This is a genomic window from Brevundimonas sp. UBA5936 (genome assembly GCA_002430835.1).
GTDB lineage: Bacteria > Pseudomonadota > Alphaproteobacteria > Caulobacterales > Caulobacteraceae > Brevundimonas.
Genome location: DJDA01000153.1, coordinates 35,292 through 54,039, shown reverse-complemented (window position 1 = coordinate 54,039; position 18,748 = coordinate 35,292). Strand labels below are relative to the sequence as shown.

The window sequence follows — 18,748 nt, the reverse complement described above, 5'->3', positions numbered from 1 at the left end:
TCACCACCAACGGTCCGGCTTGGCGACGAAGCCCGCCGCGTCTTCGAGGGCGCTCGCGACCTGGAACACCGTCGCTTCATCCAGGGCCTTGCCGATGACCTGCAGGCCCAACGGCAGGCCGTCGGCGCTGAGGCCGGCGGGGACCGAGATGCCCGGCAGACCGGCCAGATTGGTCGTCACCGTGAAGACGTCGTTCAGATACATGGTCAGGGGGTCGATCTGCTTGTCGCCGATGGCGAAGGCGGCCGACGGGGTGGACGGCGTCAGGATGGCGTCCACCTGGCCCCAGACGTTGTCGAAGTCCTGGGCGATGCGGCGACGCACCTTCAGCGCCTTGACGTAATAGGCGTCGTAGAAGCCAGCCGACAGCACATAGGCGCCGATGGTCAGGCGGCGCTGGACTTCCTTGCCGAAGCCCTCGGCGCGCGAGGTCGCATAGAGGTCGTCCAGAGAGGTGAACTGCTCGGCGCGGTGGCCGAAGCGCATGCCGTCATAGCGCGCCAGGTTCGACGACGCCTCGGCCGGGGCCACGATGTAGTAGGTCGGCAGGGCGTATTTGGTGTGCGGCAGGCTGATCTCGACGATCTCGCAACCGGCGGCCTTCAGCCACTCGACGCCCTGCTCCCACAGCTTCTGGATCTCGGCGGGCATGCCGTCGAGGACGTATTCCTTGGGCACGCCGATGCGCAGGCCCTTGACCGACTGGCCGACCGATTGGGTCCAGTCGGGGGTCGGGATGTCCAGGCTGGTCGAATCCTTGGCGTCGAACGAGCACATGGAGTTCAGCAGCAGGGCCGAATCCTTGACCGTCTTGGCGATCGGCCCGGCCTGGTCCAGCGAACTGGCGAAGGCGACCATGCCGTAGCGGCTGGCGCGGCCGTAGGTCGGCTTGATGCCCACGGTGCCGGTGAAGGCGGCGGGCTGGCGGATCGAGCCGCCGGTGTCGGACGCGGTCGCGGCCAGGCACAGGTCCGCAGCCACGGCCGAGGCCGAACCGCCGGACGAGCCGCCCGGCGTCAGGTCGGCGTTCGATCCCTTGGACTTCCACGGGTTCTTCACCGGACCGAAGGCCGAGGTTTCGTTGGACGAGCCCATGGCGAATTCGTCCATGTTCAGCTTGCCCAGCATGACCGCCCCGTCGCGCCACAGATTGGCGGTGACGGTCGATTCATACGGCGGGACGAAGCCGCGCAGCATGTTGGAGCCGGCGGTCGTCTGCACGCCCTGGGTGCAGAACAGATCCTTGATGCCCAGCGGCGCGCCTTCCAGCGCCCCGCCCTCGCCCTTGGCCAGACGGGCGTCGGAGGCCCGCGCCTGTTCCAGCGCCTTGTCCGCCGTCACCTCGACATAGGCGTTCAACGTCGGGTTCGAGGCCTCGATGTTGGTCAGGAAGGCGCGGGTCAGTTCTTCGGACGAGAAGGTCTTGGCCTTCAGGCCGTCGACGGCGTCGGCCAGCGTCAGCTTGGTCAGATCGGTCATGACTTACTCCACGACCTTGGGCACGACGAAGAAGCCGTCGGCGGATTTGGGCGCGTTGGACAGGACGTCGGCGACCTTGTCGCCGTCCGTCACCACGTCGTCGCGCAGGCGCAGCGGCTGGGACACGTTGGAGGTCATCGGTTCGACGCCCTGCACGTCCACCTCGTCCAGCTGTTCGATCCACTTCAGGATGCCGTTCAGCTCCTGGGCCAGCGGCTCCAGGCGGTCCTCGGGGGTCTTGATGCGGGCGAGATGCGCAACCTTGCGCACCGTCGCGGCGTCGATGGCCATGCGGCCCTCCAAAGCATGAGAGTCTAAGGGGTCGGGATTAGCGTCTCGACGCCGCTTCGACAAGGATTTGGGTGCAGGCGCGAAGACAGCTTGGCCGTTGCGGCCAAACGCCCCCTATCGAAGGCCGTGGCGGCGCCTAAGTATGGAGCGCAGATCACAGGAGACGCGACCATGAAGATCACCGGCCCCCAAGTCCGCGCCGCGCGCGCCCTGGTGCAATGGCCGCGCGACCATGTGGCACGCCTGTCCGGCCTGACGGTTGACGCCCTGGCCGATTTCGAGCGCGAGAACGTCGACCCCGGCGACGAGGCCCGCAGCCGCCTTCAGGCCGCGCTGGAGGAAGGCGGCGCTGTGTTCCTGCACGAAGAAGACGGCGGCCTGGGCGTGCGGCTGAAATTCACGCGCAAGGAAGTGCGCTCGATCCGTAGCCTGGAGAACGAAGGCGGGCCGGTCGGGGACGACGACGTGTAGGTCCGTCTCCAACTCCGCTCATCCCGGCGGACGCCGGGATCCAGTGCTTTGGCTTCAAGCAAGAACCTTGACCACATTGCGTGATGGCCGCGAACCAGCGCGTGCACAGCTCTTACTGGATCCCGGCGTCCGCCGGGATGAGCGGGAGTATAGGGAACCACTTTGACACGCGCCCCGTCTGGGCCTAACGCGCCCTCGTGCCTGTCCTTGATCTATCCGAACTGTCCGCCGCCTGCCCGCCCAACACCCCGTGGCTGGGTCTGGATCTGGGCGAGAACACCATCGGCGTCAGCGTGTCCGACACCGGCCGCATCATCGCCAGCCCGCTGGAGCTGATCCGCAAGACCAAGTTCAGCAAGGACGCCGAACAGCTGTTCAGGATCATGGACGGCCGCAAGGTCTCGGCGCTGGTCATCGGCCTGCCGCTGAACATGGACGGCACCGAAGGCCCCCGCGCCCAGTCGTGCCGCGCCTTCGCCCGCAATCTGGAGCGGTTCCGGCCGGTCAACGTCGCCTTTCAGGACGAACGGCTGTCGACCACCGCCGTCGAGCGGTTCCTGATCGACGAGCTGGACCTGACCCGCAAGCGCCGCGCCGATGTGGTGGACCGCACCGCCGCCGCCTGGATTCTGCAAGGCGCGCTGGACCGGCTGCGCGGCTGAGATGGCGGCCATTCTCGCGGGCGTCCTGCCGGTCTTCCTGCTGCTGGCGCTCGGCTATGGACTGAAGAAGTCGGACTATCTGCCCGACGCCGCCTGGCGGCCGATCGAGAAGCTGGCCATCAATGTCCTCTATCCGGGCTTCCTGATCCCGGCGATCTGGAATGCCGACCTGTCGGGCTCGGCCGCAGGCGCGGCGGGCGCCGCCGCCGTCACCGTGTCGATCATCATTTCGACCCTGACCCTGCTGTCCAAGCCCCTGTTGCCCCTCAGCGGCCCGGCCTACACCAGCGTCTTTCAGGGCATGATCCGCTGGAACAGCTTCGTCTTCCTGCCGGTCGTGCAGGCGACCTTCGGACCGGCGGGCGTGGGCCTGGCCGCCGTGGTCATCGCCGCCATGATCCCGGTCAGCAACATTCTGAGCGTCGTCGTCCTGGCCAAATGGGGCGCGGGCCAGCACGGCGCCTCGCCCAGGGCCCTGTTCCGGGCGATGATGTCCAACCCCATCCTGCTGGCCTGTCTGCTGGGGCTGGCGCTGAACTTCTCGGGCGCGCCCCAGCCGCCCGGCGTGGCCGAGACACTGCAACTGCTGGGATCGGCCGCCCTGCCGCTGGGTCTGATCGTGGCGGGCGCGGGCCTCAGCTTCCGGGAGTTAGCGCGCACCCGCGTCACGGTCGGCGCCGTGGTCGTGGTCAAGATGATCGTGACGCCGCTGGCCATGTGGCAGTTGGCGCGCCTGTACGGCGGCGATGAACTGGCGCAGGGAATCGCCCTGCTGTGCGGCGCGGCGCCCGGCGCCGCCTCAGCCTATGTGCTGGCGCGTCAGATGGGCGGAGACGCGCCGCTGATGGCCGGGATCATCGCAGCGACGACGGTATTCTCGGTCATCGGCATCCCCGCGGCCCTGCTGCTATTCCATCTGGCCTGAGTCCCGCCTATAGCCACGTCTCAATGACCCATGCAGCGCCCGTCTCCGACCTCATCAAGGAACGGCTGACGCCGTTCCCCCGCGACCACTTCCTCGCCGCCGGAGACCTTCATCCGCCGGCCGCCTTGGCCTTGCTGGACCTGGCCGACGCCTTCGTCGACTTTAACAGGCAGTCAGCCAAGGGCGTGGACCTGATGCGCGGCCAAACGGTCGTGAACCTGTTCTTCGAGAACTCGACGCGAACCAGCTCCTCCTTCGAGATCGCGGCCAAGCGTTTGGGCGCCGATGTGGTGACCATGCCGGTCGCCTCGTCCTCGGTGAAGAAGGGCGAGACGCTGATCGACACCGCCGTGACGCTGAACGCCATGAAACCGGAGATTCTGGTCGTGCGCCACGCCTCTTCCGGCGCGGTGGACCTGCTGTCGCAGAAGGTGGGCTGCGCCGTGGTCAACGCCGGCGATGGGCGCCACGAACACCCGACACAGGCCCTGTTGGACCTGCTGTCCCTGCGCCGCGCCTTCGGCGAGGTGGGCGGGCTGACGGTCGCCATCTGCGGCGACATCGCCCACAGCCGTGTGGCGCGCTCGAACGTCGCCCTGCTGCAGATGATGGGCGCGCGGGTGCGGCTGATAGGCCCGCCGACGCTGGTGCCCGGCGACGCCGACCGCTGGGGCTGCGAGGTCTTCCACGACATGAAGGACGGCCTGAAGGGCGTCGACGTGGTGATGATGCTGCGCCTTCAGCTGGAGCGGATGGCGGGCGCCCTGATTCCTTCGACGCGCGAGTATTTCCGCTTCTGGGGTCTGGACCGCGAAAAACTGGCCTGGGCCGCGCCCGGCGCCAAGGTCATGCACCCCGGCCCGATGAACCGGGGCGTCGAGATCGATTCCGACGTGGCCGACGATCTGAGCGTCTCCCTGATCCAGGATCAGGTCGAGATGGGCGTCGCCGCCCGCATGGCCGTTCTGGCCGCCCTCGCCCACCGCCGCGCGGGAGGCGCCGCATGACCGCCGCTCAACCCATAGCCATCATCAACGCTCGCCTGCTGGACCCGGCCAGCGACTATGACGGCCCCGGCGCGGTCCTGATCGAGAACGGCCGCATCGTCGAGGTCATCCACGGGCAGGCGACCCAACGCCCCGAGGGCGTGCAGATCATCGACGCCGAGGGCCGCTGTCTGGCGCCCGGCCTGATCGACATCCGGGTCAAGACCGGCGAGCCGGGCAACGAGCCCAAGGAGACGCTGAAGTCGGCCAGCCTGTCGGCGGCGGCGGGCGGCGTCACCACCATCGTCGTCCAGCCCGACACCGATCCGGCCATCGATGACCCGGCCCTGATCGACCACATCCAGCGGCGCGGCGCGGCGCTCGATCTGGTGCACGTCCGCGCGGCCGGCGCGGCGACCCAAGCCCGCGACGGCGAGCGCATGGCCGAGATCGGCCTGATGCATGAGGCAGGCGCCCTGTACTTCACCGACGGCGACCGGGTGATCCGCAACACCCGCACCCTGCAACGGGTGATGAGCTACGCCGCCTCGTTCAACGCCCTGATCGCCTGTCGCCCGACCGAGCCGTGGCTGTCGGAGGGTGCGGTCGCGACCTCGGGCGAACTGGCGACCCGGCTGGGCCTGTCGGGCGCCCCCGCCATCGCCGAGCGCATCCAGCTGGAGCGCGACCTGGCCCTGGTCGAGCAGACCGGGGCGCGTTTCCTGATCGACCAGATCTCGACCGAGGGCGCGCTGGAGACGCTGGCGCGCGCCCGTGCGCGGGGACTAGAGGTCGCGGCCTCAGCCTCGATCAACCACCTGTGCTTCAACGAGATCGACATCGGCGACTATCGCACCTTCTACCGGCTGGACCCGCCCTTGCGCGCCGAGAGCGACCGGCAGGCTCTGGTCGAGGCGGTGCGCGACGGCCTGATCGACGTCATCACCTCGGCCCACTGTCCCGAACCGGCCGAGAACAAGCGCCGCCCCTTCGCCGAGGCCGAGCCGGGCGCCGTGGGTCTGGAGACCCTGCTGCCCGCCGCCCTGACGCTGCACCACGAATACGGCGTCGATCTGCTGGACGTGCTGCGCCCGCTGACGCAGGGCCCGGCGGCTCTGCTGGGGCTGGAGGCCGGAGAGCTGTCGCAAGGGTCGCCCGCCGATCTGGTACTGTTCGACGCCGGGGCGCCGGTGGTGATCGACGCCGCGACCCTGCGGTCCAAGTCGAAGAATTCGCCCTTTGACGGGCGTCGACTGCAAGGCAAGGTCTTGCTCACCGTCGTTTCGGGCCGCATCGTCCACGACGCACGTTAAGGGGAGCGAATCACTTGCAGGATCTGGCGGGGCCGGCGCTCCTTACGCTCGGGCTTGTGGCTATTGGCGGATACCTGCTGGGCTCCATCCCGTTCGGCGTGGTCCTGACCCGCGCGGCGGGCGCGGGCGACGTACGCAACATCGGCTCTGGCAATATCGGCGCGACCAACGTCCTGCGCACCGGGCGCAAGGATCTGGCCATCGCCACCCTGATCCTCGATGCGGGCAAGGGCGCGGTCGCCCTGCTGATCGCGCGGCATCTGCTGGGGACTGACGCAGCAGGCGCCATCGCCGGCGGCGCGGCCTTCCTCGGCCACCTGTTCCCCGTCTGGCTGGGCTTCAAGGGCGGCAAGGGGGTAGCGACCTTCTTCGGCCTGATCCTGGCGGCGTGCTGGCCTCTGGGCCTGCTGGCGGCGGCGACCTGGCTGATCATGGCCTTCGCCCTGCGCTATTCCTCACTAGCGGCCCTGGTGGCGGCGGCATTGACGCCGCTTTACGCCCTGCTGCCCCTGCCCGCGCTGGGCCTGCCCGCGCCGCAGCCCATCTTCATCATGGCGGTCTTCACCGCTGTCCTGATCTTCATCCGCCACCATGAGAACATCGGCCGCCTGCTGAAAGGCGCCGAGCCCAAGATCGGGGCGAAGAAAGCGTGACGCCCCTGTCGGAGGCCGAGCGTTTCGCCCGCCTCCGGCTAGCCCGGACCGACCGCGTCGGCCCCGTGGCCTTTTCCCAGCTGTTGCAGCGGTTCGGTTCGGCTGAGCGCGCGCTGAACGCCCTGCCCGACCTGATCCGCAGCGGAGGCCGCAACGGCTACGCCATCCCTGCGCCCAAGGCCGTCGAGGCCGAACTTGAGGCGGGCGCCCGTATCGGGGCGCGGCTGATCCTGTGGGGCGAGGCCGCTTATCCCCAAGCCCTGGCCGCCGTCGATCCTCCGCAGCCCCTGCTGTGGACCCTGGGCGATCCAGCGCTGATGCAGCGGCCCTGCATGGCCATCGTCGGGGCGCGCATCGCCTCGGCAGGCGGCCAGAGAATCGCGCGCGGCCTGGCCCAACAACTGGGCGAAAGCGGCCACGTCGTCGTCTCCGGCCTGGCGCGCGGCGTCGATGCGGCGGCGCATCTGGGCGCCCTCGAAACCGGCACGGTCGCCGTGCTGGGCGGCGGCGTGGATGACGTCTATCCGTCCGACAACGCCGAGCTGTATCGCCAGATCGTCGAGCGCGGCTGCATCGTCTCGGAAAGCCCCGTCGGCGCGCGGGCGCAGGCGCGAGACTTCCCGCGCCGCAACCGCATCATCTCAGGCCTGTCGCGCGGCGTGGTGGTGGTGGAGGCGGAAATCCGCTCCGGCTCCCTGATCACCGCGCGGCTAGCGGGCGAACAGGGGCGCGACGTCTTCGCCGTGCCGGGCTCGCCGCTGGACCCGCGCTCCAAAGGTCCGAACGAACTGCTGCGTCAGGGGGCCATCCTGTGCGAAGGGATCGAGGACATCGAGCGGGCCTACGCCGCCCTGCGCACGCTGCGCGAACCGCCCGCTGATTCGCCGTTCGAGGCCGGTTCGCCGGATCAGATCGACGATGCGGTGCTGGATCGTATCGAAGCCCTGCTGTCGCCGACGCCCATCGGTCGCGACGAACTGGCGCGCGCGGCTAGATTGTCAATTGCGGAAACGGCCGCCGCCCTGCTGGAGCTTCACCTCGCAGGGCGGGCGACCTTGCTGCCCGGCGGCCTGGCCTCGACCTAGGCGGGCGCGGTGCGGCGGGCCATGTCCGCCGCGCTTTCCAGAAGTCCGGCCAACCGCTCATCCCCGTCCCAGCGGGCCATTCCGGCCAGTTCCGTGGCCATGGCGGCCACATATTCGCGAACCGGATAGTCCGTCAGATCAAGGCTCGTCGCCTTGCGGCGTCGCTGCGCTGTCTTGTTCATCGTCAACCCTCCCGAGAACATCTGAGAGGAACACAACTCAGGGAGGTTTGTAAACTCACGTTACCCGGAAAGGTTGCTCATATAAAATGGGCCGATTGACTTCCGCGCTCGCCGCAACCACGTTCGCGCCCCGTTTTCCCCGATAGAGCGCCATGAATCTCGTTATCGTCGAGAGCCCCGCCAAGGCCAAGACCATCAATAAATACCTGGGCTCGGACTATAAGGTTCTGGCTTCCTACGGCCACGTCCGCGACCTGCCGTCCAAGGACGGCTCGGTGCTGCCCGACGATGACTTCGCCATGCACTGGGAGGTCGACGCCAAGGCGTCCAAGCGCCTGTCCGAGATCGCCGAGGCCGCCAAGGCCGCCGACCGCGTCATCCTGGCGACCGACCCCGACCGCGAGGGTGAGGCGATCAGCTGGCACGTTCTGGAAATCCTGAACAAGAAGAAGGCGCTGAAGGACACGGACGTCCAGCGCGTCACCTTCAACGCCATCACCAAGTCCGCCGTGCTGGAGGCCATGGCCAATCCGCGCCAGCTGGATATGGAGCTGGTGGACGCCTATCTGGCGCGCCGGGCGCTGGACTATCTGGTAGGCTTCAACCTGTCGCCGGTGCTGTGGCGCAAGCTGCCGGGCGCCCGTTCGGCCGGTCGGGTCCAGTCGGTCGCCCTGCGCATCGTCGTCGATCGCGAGATGGAGATCGAGAAGTTCAAGGCGCAGGAATACTGGTCGGTCGAGGCCGATCTGATCGCCGACAGCCCGCCCTTCACCGCCCGTCTGGTCAAGCATGACGGCAAGCGCGTCCAGCGCCTGGACATCGTGTCCGAGGCCATGGCCATGGCGGCGCGCGAGGCCGTTCACGGCGGCGACTTCACCATCAAGTCGGTCGAGAAGAAGCCGGCCAAGCGGTCCCCCGCCCCGCCCTTCACCACCTCGACCCTGCAACAAGAAGCGGCGCGCAAGCTGGGCTTCACCGCCCAGCGCACCATGCAGGCGGCGCAGAAGCTGTATGAGGGCGTCGACGATACCGGCGGCCTGATCACCTACATGCGTACCGACGGCGTCTATGTGACGCCTGAGGGCATCGCCCAGGCGCGCGAGGCCATCGGCCAGCGTTTCGGCCCCGCCTATGTTCCGGCCGAGCCGCGCTACTACAAGACCAAGGCCAAGAACGCCCAGGAAGCGCACGAAGCCATTCGTCCGACCAACATCCTGCGCAGCCCCGACACCCTGCGGCTCGAGAACGATCTGCAGCGCCTGTACGAGCTGATCTGGAAGCGGATGATCGCCTCGCAGATGGAATCGGCGCGCCTGGACCGCACCACGGTCGAGATCGAGACGCCCGACGGCCAGACCGGCCTGCGCGCCACCGGCCAGGTCGTCGCCTTCGACGGCTTCATCGCCGCCTATGAAGAAGGCCGCGACGAGAAGCAGAAGGGCGCTGAGGACGACGAGGATGAGGGCGGCCGCCTGCCCGCGCTGAAGGAAGGCGCCAAGGCCAAGGTCGAGGCGATCCGCACCGACCAGCACTTCACCGAGCCGCCGCCGCGCTTCTCGGAAGCCACCCTGGTCAAGAAGCTGGAAGAGCTGGGCATCGGGCGCCCGTCGACCTACGCCTCCATCCTGACGACCCTGCGCGACCGCGAATACGTTCGCATGGACAAGAACCGCTTCTATCCCGAGGACAAGGGCCGGCTGGTCACGGCCTTCCTGGAGCAGTTCTTCGCCAAATGGGTCGAGTACGACTTCACCGCCGCGCTGGAGACCCAGCTGGACGAGGTGTCGGCCGGCGATCTGGACTGGAAGACCCTGCTGCGCCGCTTCTGGCAGGACTTCCACGCCGCGACCCAGGCCGCAGGCGAACTGCGCACCACGGCCATTCTGGACCACCTGAACGAGGCGTTGGGCCCGCACATCTTCCCCGACAAGGGCGACGGTTCGGACCCGCGCGAATGCCCCCTGTGCCATCAGGGACAGCTGAGCCTGAAGACCAGCCGCTTCGGCGCCTTCATCGGCTGCTCGCGCTATCCGGAGTGCAAATACACCCGCCCGGTGGCCTCGCCTGACGCGGCCGACGGCGGCGCGGAGGGCGGCGATCGCGAACTGGGCGTCGATCCGGCGACCGGCCAGCCCGTGCATCTGAAGATCGGCCGCTTCGGCCCCTATGTCGAAACCACGCCGCCGGACGCGGACAAGCCCAAGCGCTCGTCCCTGCCCAAGGGCTGGTCCCCGGCCTCGATCGATCTGGAGAAGGCGCTGCGCCTGCTCAGCCTGCCGCGCGACGTGGGTCCGCACCCCGAAGACGGCAAGATGATCACCGCCAGCCTGGGCCGCTATGGCCCGTTCGTGGCGCACGCGGGCACCTACGCCAACGTCGCGGACATCGAGGAGGTGTTCGACGTCGGCCTGAACCGCGCCGTGGCCCTGCTGGCTGAAAAGCGCGCGGGTCGTGCGGGCCGCGCCTCGGCCGCCGCGCCGTTGAAGGAGCTGGGCGCCCACCCGGAAACGGGCGAGGCCGTGCAGGTCATGGCCGGCCGCTACGGCCCCTACGTCAAGTCGGGCAAGATCAACGCCACCCTGCCCAAGGGCACGGCGCCCGAGGACATGACGATGGAGGCCGCCCTGCCCCTGCTGGCCGCCAAGGCCGGCGCTGCGCCCAAAAAGAAGGCGCCCGCCAAGAAGGCCGCTGCGAAAAAACCCGCGGTGAAGAAGGAGCCTGCGGCCAAGAAACCGGCCGCGAAGAAGGCCCCCGCCAAGAAGGCGGCCAAGGCTGCGGAAGCCGAATAAGACGAAGCGCCCTCGTTCTCACGAACGGGGGCGTTTTTTCTACCGCCCAGCGACCAGCTCGTTGCGGACGCGACGGCCCAGGGGATCGCGGCCCGACCAGCTCTCCCCCACGGAAGCCTCGACATAGGGCGTGCAGAAGCGCGAGATGATCATGCGCGGGCGGATTTCGTTCAAACAGACGCGATCCCCCTCACGCGCCCAGCGCGCGGTCAGGCGGCGCCCATCCGAAAACAGGGCGCGATAACCGCCGTCCCGATCGAACCAGTGTTTGACCCAGTCGCCGTCGGGATAGTGGGAAACGACCGTATTGCCGAAGGCCGCCTGCATGGCGTCGGCGTTTCCGCCCCCGCCCGATGCTGATGCGCTCGCAGGCGCAGCCAACATCAGCGTGATCAGCACGGCTGCGCGCATCCGGTCCCTCTCCCAGTCGTCTTCCAGTCCCCAGGCGGACCATACAGGCCGAAACGCCGTTGCCAAGCGGCCCGTTCCGAACGGAAATACTTGACTGAGGCGTAGGGCCTTCTTTATACGGCCGCAGGCTCGGAACAGGACTGGCGATGCGCGCCGCCCGCTCGCCCAAGAGGGGCGGTTCCGTCAGCTGAAGGCGTTTGCGAACGCTATCCTCCGTCCCTTCAGGACTGCATGACTGAATTTTCCAAGCTGGGCCTTTCGCCCACGACCCTGCAAGCGGTCGCCGATACCGGCTACACGACCGCCACCCCCATTCAGGAACAGGCCATTCCGGTGGCCCTCGCCGGCCGCGACGTCCTCGGCATCGCCCAGACGGGCACCGGCAAGACGGCCGCCTTCACCCTGCCCATGGTCGACCGCCTGGCTTCGGGCCGCGCCCGCGCCCGGATGCCGCGCGCCCTGGTGCTGGCCCCGACCCGCGAACTGGCCGACCAGGTCGCCGAGAGCTTCGCCAAATACGCCAAGGGCACCAAGCTGAACTGGGTGCTGCTGATCGGCGGCGTGTCGATGGGCGATCAGGTCGCCGCCCTGAACAAGGGCGTGGACGTGCTGATCGCCACGCCGGGCCGCCTGCTGGACCTGTTCGATCGCGGCAAGATGCTGCTGACCGGCGTCGAGCTGATGGTGGTCGACGAAGCCGACCGCATGCTGGACATGGGCTTCATCCCGGACATCGAGCGCATCTTCAAGCTGACGCCGCCGCGCCGCCAGACCCTGTTCTTCTCGGCCACCATGCCGCCGGAGATCACGCGCCTGACGCAGCAGTTCCTCAAGGATCCGACCCGGATCGAGGTGTCGCGCCCGGCCACGACCGCTGACACCATCACCCAGCACATCACCCGCCTGCCGACCTCGGACCCCAAGGCCAAGCGCACCGCCCTGCGCGCCCTGGTCGAGCGCGGCGAGGTCCAGAACGGCATCGTCTTCTGCAACCGCAAGTCGGAAGTCGACATCGTCGCCAAGTCGCTGCAGGTCCACGGCTTCGACGCCGCGCCGATCCATGGCGATCTGGACCAATCCTTGCGGATGAAGACCCTGTCCGATTTCCGCAGCGGCGCGCTGAAGCTGCTGGTCGCCTCGGACGTCGCCGCGCGCGGTCTGGACATCCCGGCCGTCAGCCACGTCTTCAACTATGACGTCCCGCACCACGCCGACGACTACGTCCACCGCATCGGCCGCACCGGCCGCGCCGGCCGTCTGGGCGAGGCCTTCATGATCGTGACGCCGTCCGACGACAAGTCGTTGGACAAGGTGCTGAAGCTGATCAAGAAGGAACCGGTCGAACTGCCGCTGGAGCATATCGACTTCACCGCCATCAAGGACCGCCCGCGCGACGACAGCCGCCCGGGCCGTGGCCGCGGCCGCAGCGACCGCCCCGAACGCGGCGAACGCAGCCGTTCGCGCAAGGCGGTCGACGCCGCCCCGGCTGAAGTCGCCGAAGCTGCCGCCCCCGTTGCGACTGAGGTCGTCACGCCCAAGGTGGAAGAAGCCCCGCGTCGTTCGCGCAGCCGCAAGAAGTCCGACGACCGCGCCCCGGCTGCGGCGCCCGCCGCCGCCGCTGCATCCAAACCGGCTGCGTCCAAGTCCGCCGGTGAAATCCGAGGCAGCGCCTTTGGCGATGATGTGCCGGCATTCCTGCGCCGGCCGGTCGTTTTTGCTGACTGACGCCGCAGTTCTTGATTTAACTCTGCGTTACGGAAGGCCGGGGTAAGTTCCCGGCCTGAACTTCCCAGGGGCGCTTCAAGGCATGACCACTCAGGTCGAAACCACGGTTCGTAGTCCCGAAGCCTATGCCCTGGCGCACCGCGCGGTTGATGCGATGCAAGAGGCAGGCGTCTGGCCGACCCCGCTGAACTTCGAGCTCTGGCTGCACTATCTCAGCGCGCCAGACAGCCCGTTGAGCCAGGAGATGGCGCGGCTGCTGGCCAGCGGCGCGCCCTTCACTGACACCACGGCCGAGATGCTGGCCGCCGAGTTCCTGCCCCGCAGCCGCCTGTCCGAAGAGATTCGCGATGCGGGCGCCGTGCTGAACCGCGAACTGGCCGCCGTCGCCGCCGCCATCGACAAGGCGCGCGAAAGTCAGGCCGACTACGGCGACACCCTGGCCCAGGCGGCGGACCGCATGGCCTCGGCGCCCGACACCGACAGTCTGGGCGTCATCGTCACCTCGCTCAGCGACGCCACGCGGCGGATCCGTCGCCATACCTCGGCGCTGGAGCGTCGCCTGGAATCCTCCAACCGCGAAGTCGTCAAGCTGCGCGATCACCTGGAGCAGGTCCGTCGCGACGCCATGACCGACGCCCTGACCAATCTGGCCAACCGCAAGGCGTTCGACGAACAGCTGCAACGCATGTGCGACGAGGCCGAGGCTGATGGAACGCCCATCGGGCTGGCTCTGATCGACATCGACCACTTCAAGCGCTTCAACGACACCTGGGGCCATCAGACCGGCGACCAGGTGCTGCGCTATGTCGCCAGCGTCCTGGCCCGCATCGCGCGCGCGCCGCGTATCGCCGCCCGCTATGGCGGTGAGGAGTTCGCCGTCATCTTCCCGCGTGAGACGGCGGGCGCCGTCGAGGCCGCCTTGAACGCCGCGCGCGAAGAAATCGCCTCGCGCAGCCTGCGTCGTCGTTCGACCAATGACGACCTGGGCGCCGTGACCATTTCCGTCGGCTTCGCCCTGCGCCACTCCGGCGAAACGGCGTCGCAGTTCCTGGGGCGCGCCGACGAAGCGCTCTACGCCTCCAAGCGCACGGGCCGGAACCGCGTCACCAACGCCGAGTTGGCGGCGTCTGCCGCCGCCTGAGCCTCGCCTCAGTAGGACAGGCGCAGACCCAGCGACAGGGTGCGCGGCGGAGCATAGCCGGCCACCCCGCCCGCCGTTTCCGAGACCTCGACCTCGGCGTCGAACAGATTGTCCGCCGCCAGCCACAGCAAGGTTCGCGGTCCGGCGCGCCATTCCGCACGCGCGTCGATGGTGACGGCGGCGTCCAGCACGCGGCTGTTCAGATCATCTTCGAACCGCTTGCTTTCGTAGCGGGCCTGCATCGACAGGCCGAGCCGGTCAGCCGCCTGCCAGTCCAGCCCGCCCGTCACGCTCCAGATCGGCGCCTGCGCGGGCCGCAGTCCGGTCAGCTGAGGCGCCGCTGAGCCGCCGTCCATCCGCGCATCGGTGATCGACAGGGCGCCGTTCAGGGCCAACCCGCCTCGCAGCGCCTGACGCGCCGTCAGCTCCACGCCCTTGGCCTCGATGGTCCCGGCGTTCTGACGCTGACGCAGGACGCCGCCCGCCGGAACAAAACCCGCCCGCGGAAAGGTTCCCGGCCCCTCGGCGATGGTGACGTTGACGATGGCGTCCTCGATCCGGTTCCAGAACAGATTGACGCCGAAGGCCGAAATCGGCCCCTCAAACGCCAGCCCCGCCTCGACCCCTTGCAGCGTCTCGGGAACCAAGGCCGCATTGGCCTCGGTCAGGTCATTGCCGACGCGGAACGGACGGTGCAGCTCATTCAGACTCGCCGGGCGGAACCCGGAATAGGCCGCCGCCCGCGCCGCCCAGCCGCCGCCGATGAACCGCCGCGCCGCCAGGCGGGCGCTGACCACCTCGCCCGAGCGATCGGGATCGCTTTCGTCCAGCGTGGGCAGGCCCGTGGCGCGGTCCCACTCCCGCCGCCTGCCGTTCTCATTGCGCCATCCGTCCAGGCGCAGCCCGCCCGCCACCAGCCACAGGTCGTCGCTCCACGAGCCTTCGCCATAGACGCCCGCCACGGAGGTCTCGCCGCCCGCCACGCGATCGCGGGTGAAGGCGCCCTGCATGAAGCGGAAACGCTCGCGCGTTTCGCCCTCGTTGAAGCGGGCGTCGGCGCCCAGCTCCCATTCCAACCGCCCTCCGGCGATGTCGCGCGTCGCGCGTCGCAAGGCGGCGTTGACGCCCCAGCCGGTCGCTGGCGTTTCATACTGGTCATTGGCGGGCGTGGTCGCGCTGCGATCGGCCGCCACGGCGACGGAGGTGTTGGCGAAGTCGCTTTCGCGCCGCCACGCCTGCAAGCGCCAGCCATAGCGCCCCTCCTCCGCCCTGCGCGCCGCCGTGGCGGACAACAGGTGGCCGCTGGCGCTGGACCGTGCGCCCGCCAGACCCGAGCCGCGCTCTTCGTCATAGACAGAGGCCCTCAGCGATACGTTAGCCTCGCCCAGCGGCGCATCCAGCCGCAGGGCCGCCGCACGGGCTTCCAGATCCAGGGAAGTATCCGCCGCCCCGGCCGCCGCGCCGCGTACAGGCGCATAGCCGTCGCTGCTCTCATACAGGGTCGAGGCTGTCAGCCGCGCTGGCCCGATATCGAACCCGCCCGAGCCGGCCAGCCGTGCGCCGCCGCGTTCCGAGACCGAGGCGGACAGCACGCCGCCGCGCTCCCGCTCGCGCAGTTGGATCACGCCCGTCAGGGCGCCCGCGCCATAGGGGCCGGCGCCGGCGCCGCGCACGATGTCGAGACTTTCCAGGCTCTCGGTCGGCAGTTGCGACCAGATCACCCAGCCGCCGAAGGGATCATTCAAGGGCACGCCGTCCAGCGTCACCAGGGTCCGCCCCGCGCCCGACGGCGCGATGGCGCGCAAGGAGATGCCCTGGGTCGTGGGGTTGGCCGCCAGGCTGGAGGTGCGCCGGAACAGGGACACGGCCGGAACAGCGCTCAGAGCCTCGTCCAGCCGATCCGCGCGCGCCAGCGCCGCTTCGTCCAACCGAATGACCGAAAAGGCCGCCTCGCCCGCCGCAGGCGGCAACCGCGCCGCCGTCACCACGACCTCGTCAACGACGTGCGCCTGAAACTCGATCAACGCTGAACTCCCTGCCAACCGCTCGGCGACCGGATCAGGGATAGTCGATGCCGTCAGGCTTGTCGTCCGCCGAGCCGCAGCATCCGCGCGTCAAATGACCGCCGCCCGAGAAGACCTCAGCTCGAAAGCGCGCTCAAACGGCGGAGCCGCCGGTCGACACGCTGAACAGCAGCCCCAGAACGCCGCGAACGATCAGGCCGAGCGCCATCACGCCGACCGTCGCGCCGATCAGAAACACCGCGCGAAAATGCCGGTGCAAGAAATAGAGAATGTCGCCTGCCATCTGCGTCGACCCGAAAGGTTAACAGCATGATGACACACGGTTCGGCGAAAACCGCAACAACCGTTCGTGATCAGACCAGACGGCTCTGCACCAGGGCCGCCTCGACGAAGCTGGCGAACAGCGGGTGCGGAGCGAACGGGCGGCTGCGGTATTCGGGGTGATACTGCACGCCGATGAACCAGGGGTGGTCCTTGCGCTCGACCGTCTCGGGCAACACGCCGTCCGGAGACAGACCGGCGAAGAACAGGCCGCCCTTCTCTTCCACCGCCTCGCGGTAGTTGATGTTCACCTCATAGCGGTGACGGTGGCGCTCGTTGATGTCGGTCTGGCCGTAGATCTCGGCGATCTTGGAGCCGGGCGTCAGGGTGGAGGCGTAGGCGCCCAGGCGCATGGTGCCGCCCAGATCGCCGCCCTGTTCGCGCTTCACGCGCTCATTGCCCTGGACCCATTCGGTCATCAGGCCGACGACGGGCTCTTCCGCCGGGCCGAACTCGGTCGAGGTCGCCTTGGGATAGCCCGCCAGGTTCCGCGCCGCCTCGATCACCGCCATCTGCATGCCGAAGCAGATGCCGAAGTACGGGATCTTGCGCTCACGGGCGTAGCGCGCCGCCTCGATCTTGCCCTCGGCCCCGCGTTCGCCGAACCCGCCGGGCACCAGGATGGCGTGGGCGCCTTCCAGACGTTCGGCGCAGGCCTGCGGGTCGCCGGCGAAGGTGTCGGCCTCGACCCAGTCGATGTTGACCTTGGCGTTGTTGGCCACGCCGCCGTGCTGCAGGGCCTCAATCAGCGACTTATAGGCGTCCTTCAGGACGGTGTATTTGCCGACCACGGCGATGGTGACTTCGCCGTCCGGGTGCAGGCGGCGGCGCACGATCTCGTTCCAGCCGGACAGCTCCGGCTCCGGCGCGTCCGTCATGCCGAAATGGGCCAGCACCTGCGTGTCCAGGCCCTCGCGGTGATAGTCCAGCGGCACGGCGTAGATGTCAGCCGAGTCCATCGCCTGAATGACGCTGTCCGGGCGGACGTTGCAGAACTGAGCGATCTTGCGCTTCTCGTCAGCCGGGATCGGGGCTTCGGAGCGGCACAGCAGGATGTCGGGCTGGATGCCGATGGAGCGCAGCTCCTTGACCGAGTGCTGCGTCGGCTTGGTCTTCATCTCGCCCGCGGTCTTGATGAAGGGCAGCAGGGTCAGGTGGACGAAGCACGACTGGCCGCGCGGCAGATCCTGCTCCAGCTGACGGATCGCCTCGAAGAAGGGCAGCCCCTCGATGTCGCCGACCGTGCCGCCGATCTCGACCAGGACGAAGTCCACATCCTCGCCGCCGTCCGTCTTAGCCGGGTTCAGGCAGAACTGCTTGATCTGGTCGGTGACGTGCGGAATCACCTGGACGGTCGCGCCCAGATAGTCGCCGCGACGCTCCTTCTCGATGATCGTCTGATAGATGCGGCCGGTCGTGATGTTGTCCGACTTGGCCGCCGAGACGCCGGTGAAGCGCTCATAGTGGCCCAGGTCGAGGTCGGTCTCGGCGCCGTCGTCGGTCACGAAGACCTCGCCGTGCTGATAGGGGCTCATCGTGCCCGGATCGACGTTGAGATAGGGGTCCAGCTTTCGCAGGCGGACCTTGTAGCCGCGCGCCTGCAGAAGAGCGCCGAGAGCGGCGGAGGCGAGGCCTTTTCCAAGAGAGGAAACCACGCCGCCGGTGATGAACACATAGCGAGCCATGGGCGGACACCTTACTCCATGATTCGTCCTGCGCGGAGAGGCTCAGGAAAAATCCAACTGTTGATCAAAAGAAGAAAGCGCGCCTTGCGGCGCGCTTCCCCAAAACTCGATGGCGACGACCGCCCTTATTGAGCGGGCGCGCCCTGGCCGGCCGGCAGGCTGGCTTCCAGATCGTCCAGCGACGGGGCGGCCGGAGCGGCCGGGGTCGCCGGTGCGGCTTCAGGCGTAGCCGGAGCCGTCTGCTGCGGCTGGTCCACGGCGATGGAGCCGACGGCGTCGGCGTCGATCACCGAACGCGAACCGCGCGCATAGTTGCCCGCGATCGTCAGGCCGATGGCGCAGACGAAGAAGGCGATCGCCAGGATCGACGTGGTGCGGGTCAGCAGATTGCCTGCCCCGCGCGCCGTCATGAAGCCCGAAGGACCGCCGCCCATGCCCAGGGCGCCGCCCTCGGAACGTTGCAGCAGAATCACGGCCGACAGGGCGACCGAGATCAGGATCATGGCGACGAGCAGAATGGTCTGGAGCATGGCGTCATTCATGTGGGCGCAGAAGCGCGCCGATCAAGCGGCCGCCTCTAACATTGATGGAGGTTTCGGGCAAAC

At 68.4% G+C, this 18,748-nt stretch carries 18 protein-coding genes; 10 read left to right on the top strand and 8 right to left on the bottom strand.

What is annotated here, in order from left to right; translation table 11 throughout:
* Together gatA and gatC are read right to left on the bottom strand one after the other, a co-directional pair.
* A complete protein-coding gene (gene gatA / locus B2Y21_RS15660) occupies nucleotides 1-1,479 on the bottom strand; it encodes an Asp-tRNA(Asn)/Glu-tRNA(Gln) amidotransferase subunit GatA (protein ID WP_292060768.1) in 1,479 nt (492 codons plus the stop codon).
* A 3-nt stretch (nucleotides 1,480-1,482) separates the two neighbouring features.
* Entirely contained in the window at nucleotides 1,483-1,770 is a 288-nt protein-coding gene (gatC, locus tag B2Y21_RS15655; protein WP_046653549.1) for an Asp-tRNA(Asn)/Glu-tRNA(Gln) amidotransferase subunit GatC, read from the bottom strand.
* 171 nt (nucleotides 1,771-1,941) lie between these two features.
* Between gatC and B2Y21_RS15650 the strand changes: the two genes are divergently transcribed.
* From B2Y21_RS15650 to dprA, 7 genes are all read left to right on the top strand, one after another.
* Nucleotides 1,942-2,241 (top strand): hypothetical protein, encoded by a 300-nt coding sequence (locus B2Y21_RS15650; protein WP_003164651.1) that lies wholly within the window; start codon nucleotides 1,942-1,944, stop codon nucleotides 2,239-2,241.
* A 197-nt stretch (nucleotides 2,242-2,438) separates the two neighbouring features.
* The gene (gene ruvX, locus B2Y21_RS15645) at nucleotides 2,439-2,903 is read left to right on the top strand and encodes a Holliday junction resolvase RuvX (RefSeq protein WP_292060766.1); all 465 of its coding nucleotides are present in this window, start codon (nucleotides 2,439-2,441) and stop codon (nucleotides 2,901-2,903) included.
* A gap of 1 nt (nucleotide 2,904) precedes the next feature.
* Nucleotides 2,905-3,828, top strand: coding sequence for an AEC family transporter (locus tag B2Y21_RS15640; RefSeq protein ID WP_292060765.1), 924 nt, complete (start codon nucleotides 2,905-2,907; stop codon nucleotides 3,826-3,828).
* 23 nt (nucleotides 3,829-3,851) lie between these two features.
* The gene (locus B2Y21_RS15635; protein ID WP_292060763.1) at nucleotides 3,852-4,835 is read left to right on the top strand and encodes an aspartate carbamoyltransferase catalytic subunit; all 984 of its coding nucleotides are present in this window, start codon (nucleotides 3,852-3,854) and stop codon (nucleotides 4,833-4,835) included.
* Nucleotides 4,832-6,127, top strand: coding sequence for a dihydroorotase (pyrC, locus tag B2Y21_RS15630; protein WP_292060762.1), 1,296 nt, complete (start codon nucleotides 4,832-4,834; stop codon nucleotides 6,125-6,127). The genes B2Y21_RS15635 and pyrC overlap by 4 nt, the downstream gene beginning before the upstream one ends.
* Nucleotides 6,128-6,141: 14 nt before the next feature.
* On the top strand, nucleotides 6,142-6,780 hold the full coding sequence (gene plsY / locus B2Y21_RS15625; RefSeq protein ID WP_292060761.1) for a glycerol-3-phosphate 1-O-acyltransferase PlsY: 639 nt from the start codon (nucleotides 6,142-6,144) through the stop codon (nucleotides 6,778-6,780).
* On the top strand, nucleotides 6,777-7,865 hold the full coding sequence (gene dprA, locus B2Y21_RS15620) for a DNA-processing protein DprA (RefSeq protein WP_292060759.1): 1,089 nt from the start codon (nucleotides 6,777-6,779) through the stop codon (nucleotides 7,863-7,865). Before plsY ends, dprA begins: the two co-directional genes overlap by 4 nt.
* Here the strand turns inward: dprA and B2Y21_RS15615 are convergent.
* On the bottom strand, nucleotides 7,862-8,047 hold the full coding sequence (locus B2Y21_RS15615; RefSeq protein ID WP_292060757.1) for a hypothetical protein: 186 nt from the start codon (nucleotides 8,045-8,047) through the stop codon (nucleotides 7,862-7,864). The genes dprA and B2Y21_RS15615 overlap by 4 nt on opposite strands.
* A gap of 152 nt (nucleotides 8,048-8,199) precedes the next feature.
* On the opposite strand from B2Y21_RS15615, the gene topA reads away from it, so the two are divergent.
* Nucleotides 8,200-10,836 (top strand): type I DNA topoisomerase, encoded by a 2,637-nt coding sequence (gene topA / locus B2Y21_RS15610; protein WP_292060755.1) that lies wholly within the window; start codon nucleotides 8,200-8,202, stop codon nucleotides 10,834-10,836.
* A gap of 39 nt (nucleotides 10,837-10,875) precedes the next feature.
* On the opposite strand, the gene B2Y21_RS15605 is transcribed toward topA, so the two are convergent.
* The gene (locus B2Y21_RS15605; RefSeq protein ID WP_200168449.1) at nucleotides 10,876-11,247 is read right to left on the bottom strand and encodes a hypothetical protein; all 372 of its coding nucleotides are present in this window, start codon (nucleotides 11,245-11,247) and stop codon (nucleotides 10,876-10,878) included.
* A 231-nt stretch (nucleotides 11,248-11,478) separates the two neighbouring features.
* On the opposite strand from B2Y21_RS15605, the gene B2Y21_RS15600 reads away from it, so the two are divergent.
* A complete protein-coding gene (locus tag B2Y21_RS15600; RefSeq protein ID WP_292060754.1) occupies nucleotides 11,479-12,972 on the top strand; it encodes a DEAD/DEAH box helicase in 1,494 nt (497 codons plus the stop codon).
* Between the two features lie 82 nt (nucleotides 12,973-13,054).
* The gene (locus tag B2Y21_RS15595; RefSeq protein ID WP_292060753.1) at nucleotides 13,055-14,113 is read left to right on the top strand and encodes a GGDEF domain-containing protein; all 1,059 of its coding nucleotides are present in this window, start codon (nucleotides 13,055-13,057) and stop codon (nucleotides 14,111-14,113) included.
* An 8-nt stretch (nucleotides 14,114-14,121) separates the two neighbouring features.
* On the opposite strand, the gene B2Y21_RS15590 is transcribed toward B2Y21_RS15595, so the two are convergent.
* The 4 genes from B2Y21_RS15590 to secG all read right to left on the bottom strand — a co-directional run bounded on the left by B2Y21_RS15590 (nucleotide 14,122) and on the right by secG (nucleotide 18,673).
* Nucleotides 14,122-16,137: a TonB-dependent receptor gene (locus tag B2Y21_RS15590; RefSeq protein ID WP_292060752.1), complete on the bottom strand. Its 2,016-nt coding sequence runs from the start codon at nucleotides 16,135-16,137 to the stop codon at nucleotides 14,122-14,124.
* Between the two features lie 133 nt (nucleotides 16,138-16,270).
* On the bottom strand, nucleotides 16,271-16,420 hold the full coding sequence (locus tag B2Y21_RS15585; RefSeq protein WP_292060751.1) for a hypothetical protein: 150 nt from the start codon (nucleotides 16,418-16,420) through the stop codon (nucleotides 16,271-16,273).
* Nucleotides 16,421-16,490: 70 nt separating this feature from the next.
* Entirely contained in the window at nucleotides 16,491-18,143 is a 1,653-nt protein-coding gene (locus B2Y21_RS15580) for a CTP synthase (RefSeq protein ID WP_292060748.1), read from the bottom strand.
* A gap of 125 nt (nucleotides 18,144-18,268) precedes the next feature.
* Nucleotides 18,269-18,673 carry a preprotein translocase subunit SecG gene (gene secG, locus B2Y21_RS15575; RefSeq protein ID WP_223850708.1) on the bottom strand — a complete coding sequence of 135 codons (405 nt, stop codon included), beginning with the start codon at nucleotides 18,671-18,673 and terminating at the stop codon, nucleotides 18,269-18,271.
* Nucleotides 18,674-18,748 lie beyond the last annotated feature (75 nt).

Excerpts from the sequence above, each read along its gene's own strand:
- topA (WP_292060755.1), top strand. The coding sequence starts at position 8,200 with ATGAATCTCGTTATCGTCGAGAGCCCCGCCAAGGCCAAGACCATCAAT.
- B2Y21_RS15635 (WP_292060763.1), top strand. The coding sequence starts at position 3,852 with ATGACCCATGCAGCGCCCGTCTCCGACCTCATCAAGGAACGGCTGACG.
- gatC (WP_046653549.1), bottom strand. The coding sequence starts at position 1,770 with ATGGCCATCGACGCCGCGACGGTGCGCAAGGTTGCGCATCTCGCCCGC.
- B2Y21_RS15600 (WP_292060754.1), top strand. The coding sequence starts at position 11,479 with ATGACTGAATTTTCCAAGCTGGGCCTTTCGCCCACGACCCTGCAAGCG.
- gatA (WP_292060768.1), bottom strand. The coding sequence starts at position 1,479 with ATGACCGATCTGACCAAGCTGACGCTGGCCGACGCCGTCGACGGCCTG.
- B2Y21_RS15585 (WP_292060751.1), bottom strand. The coding sequence starts at position 16,420 with ATGGCAGGCGACATTCTCTATTTCTTGCACCGGCATTTTCGCGCGGTG.
- B2Y21_RS15605 (WP_200168449.1), bottom strand. The coding sequence starts at position 11,247 with ATGCGCGCAGCCGTGCTGATCACGCTGATGTTGGCTGCGCCTGCGAGC.
- B2Y21_RS15615 (WP_292060757.1), bottom strand. The coding sequence starts at position 8,047 with ATGAACAAGACAGCGCAGCGACGCCGCAAGGCGACGAGCCTTGATCTG.
- B2Y21_RS15640 (WP_292060765.1), top strand. The coding sequence starts at position 2,905 with ATGGCGGCCATTCTCGCGGGCGTCCTGCCGGTCTTCCTGCTGCTGGCG.
- secG (WP_223850708.1), bottom strand. The coding sequence starts at position 18,673 with ATGCTCCAGACCATTCTGCTCGTCGCCATGATCCTGATCTCGGTCGCC.
- B2Y21_RS15595 (WP_292060753.1), top strand. The coding sequence starts at position 13,055 with ATGACCACTCAGGTCGAAACCACGGTTCGTAGTCCCGAAGCCTATGCC.
- B2Y21_RS15580 (WP_292060748.1), bottom strand. The coding sequence starts at position 18,143 with ATGGCTCGCTATGTGTTCATCACCGGCGGCGTGGTTTCCTCTCTTGGA.
- B2Y21_RS15650 (WP_003164651.1), top strand. The coding sequence starts at position 1,942 with ATGAAGATCACCGGCCCCCAAGTCCGCGCCGCGCGCGCCCTGGTGCAA.
- pyrC (WP_292060762.1), top strand. The coding sequence starts at position 4,832 with ATGACCGCCGCTCAACCCATAGCCATCATCAACGCTCGCCTGCTGGAC.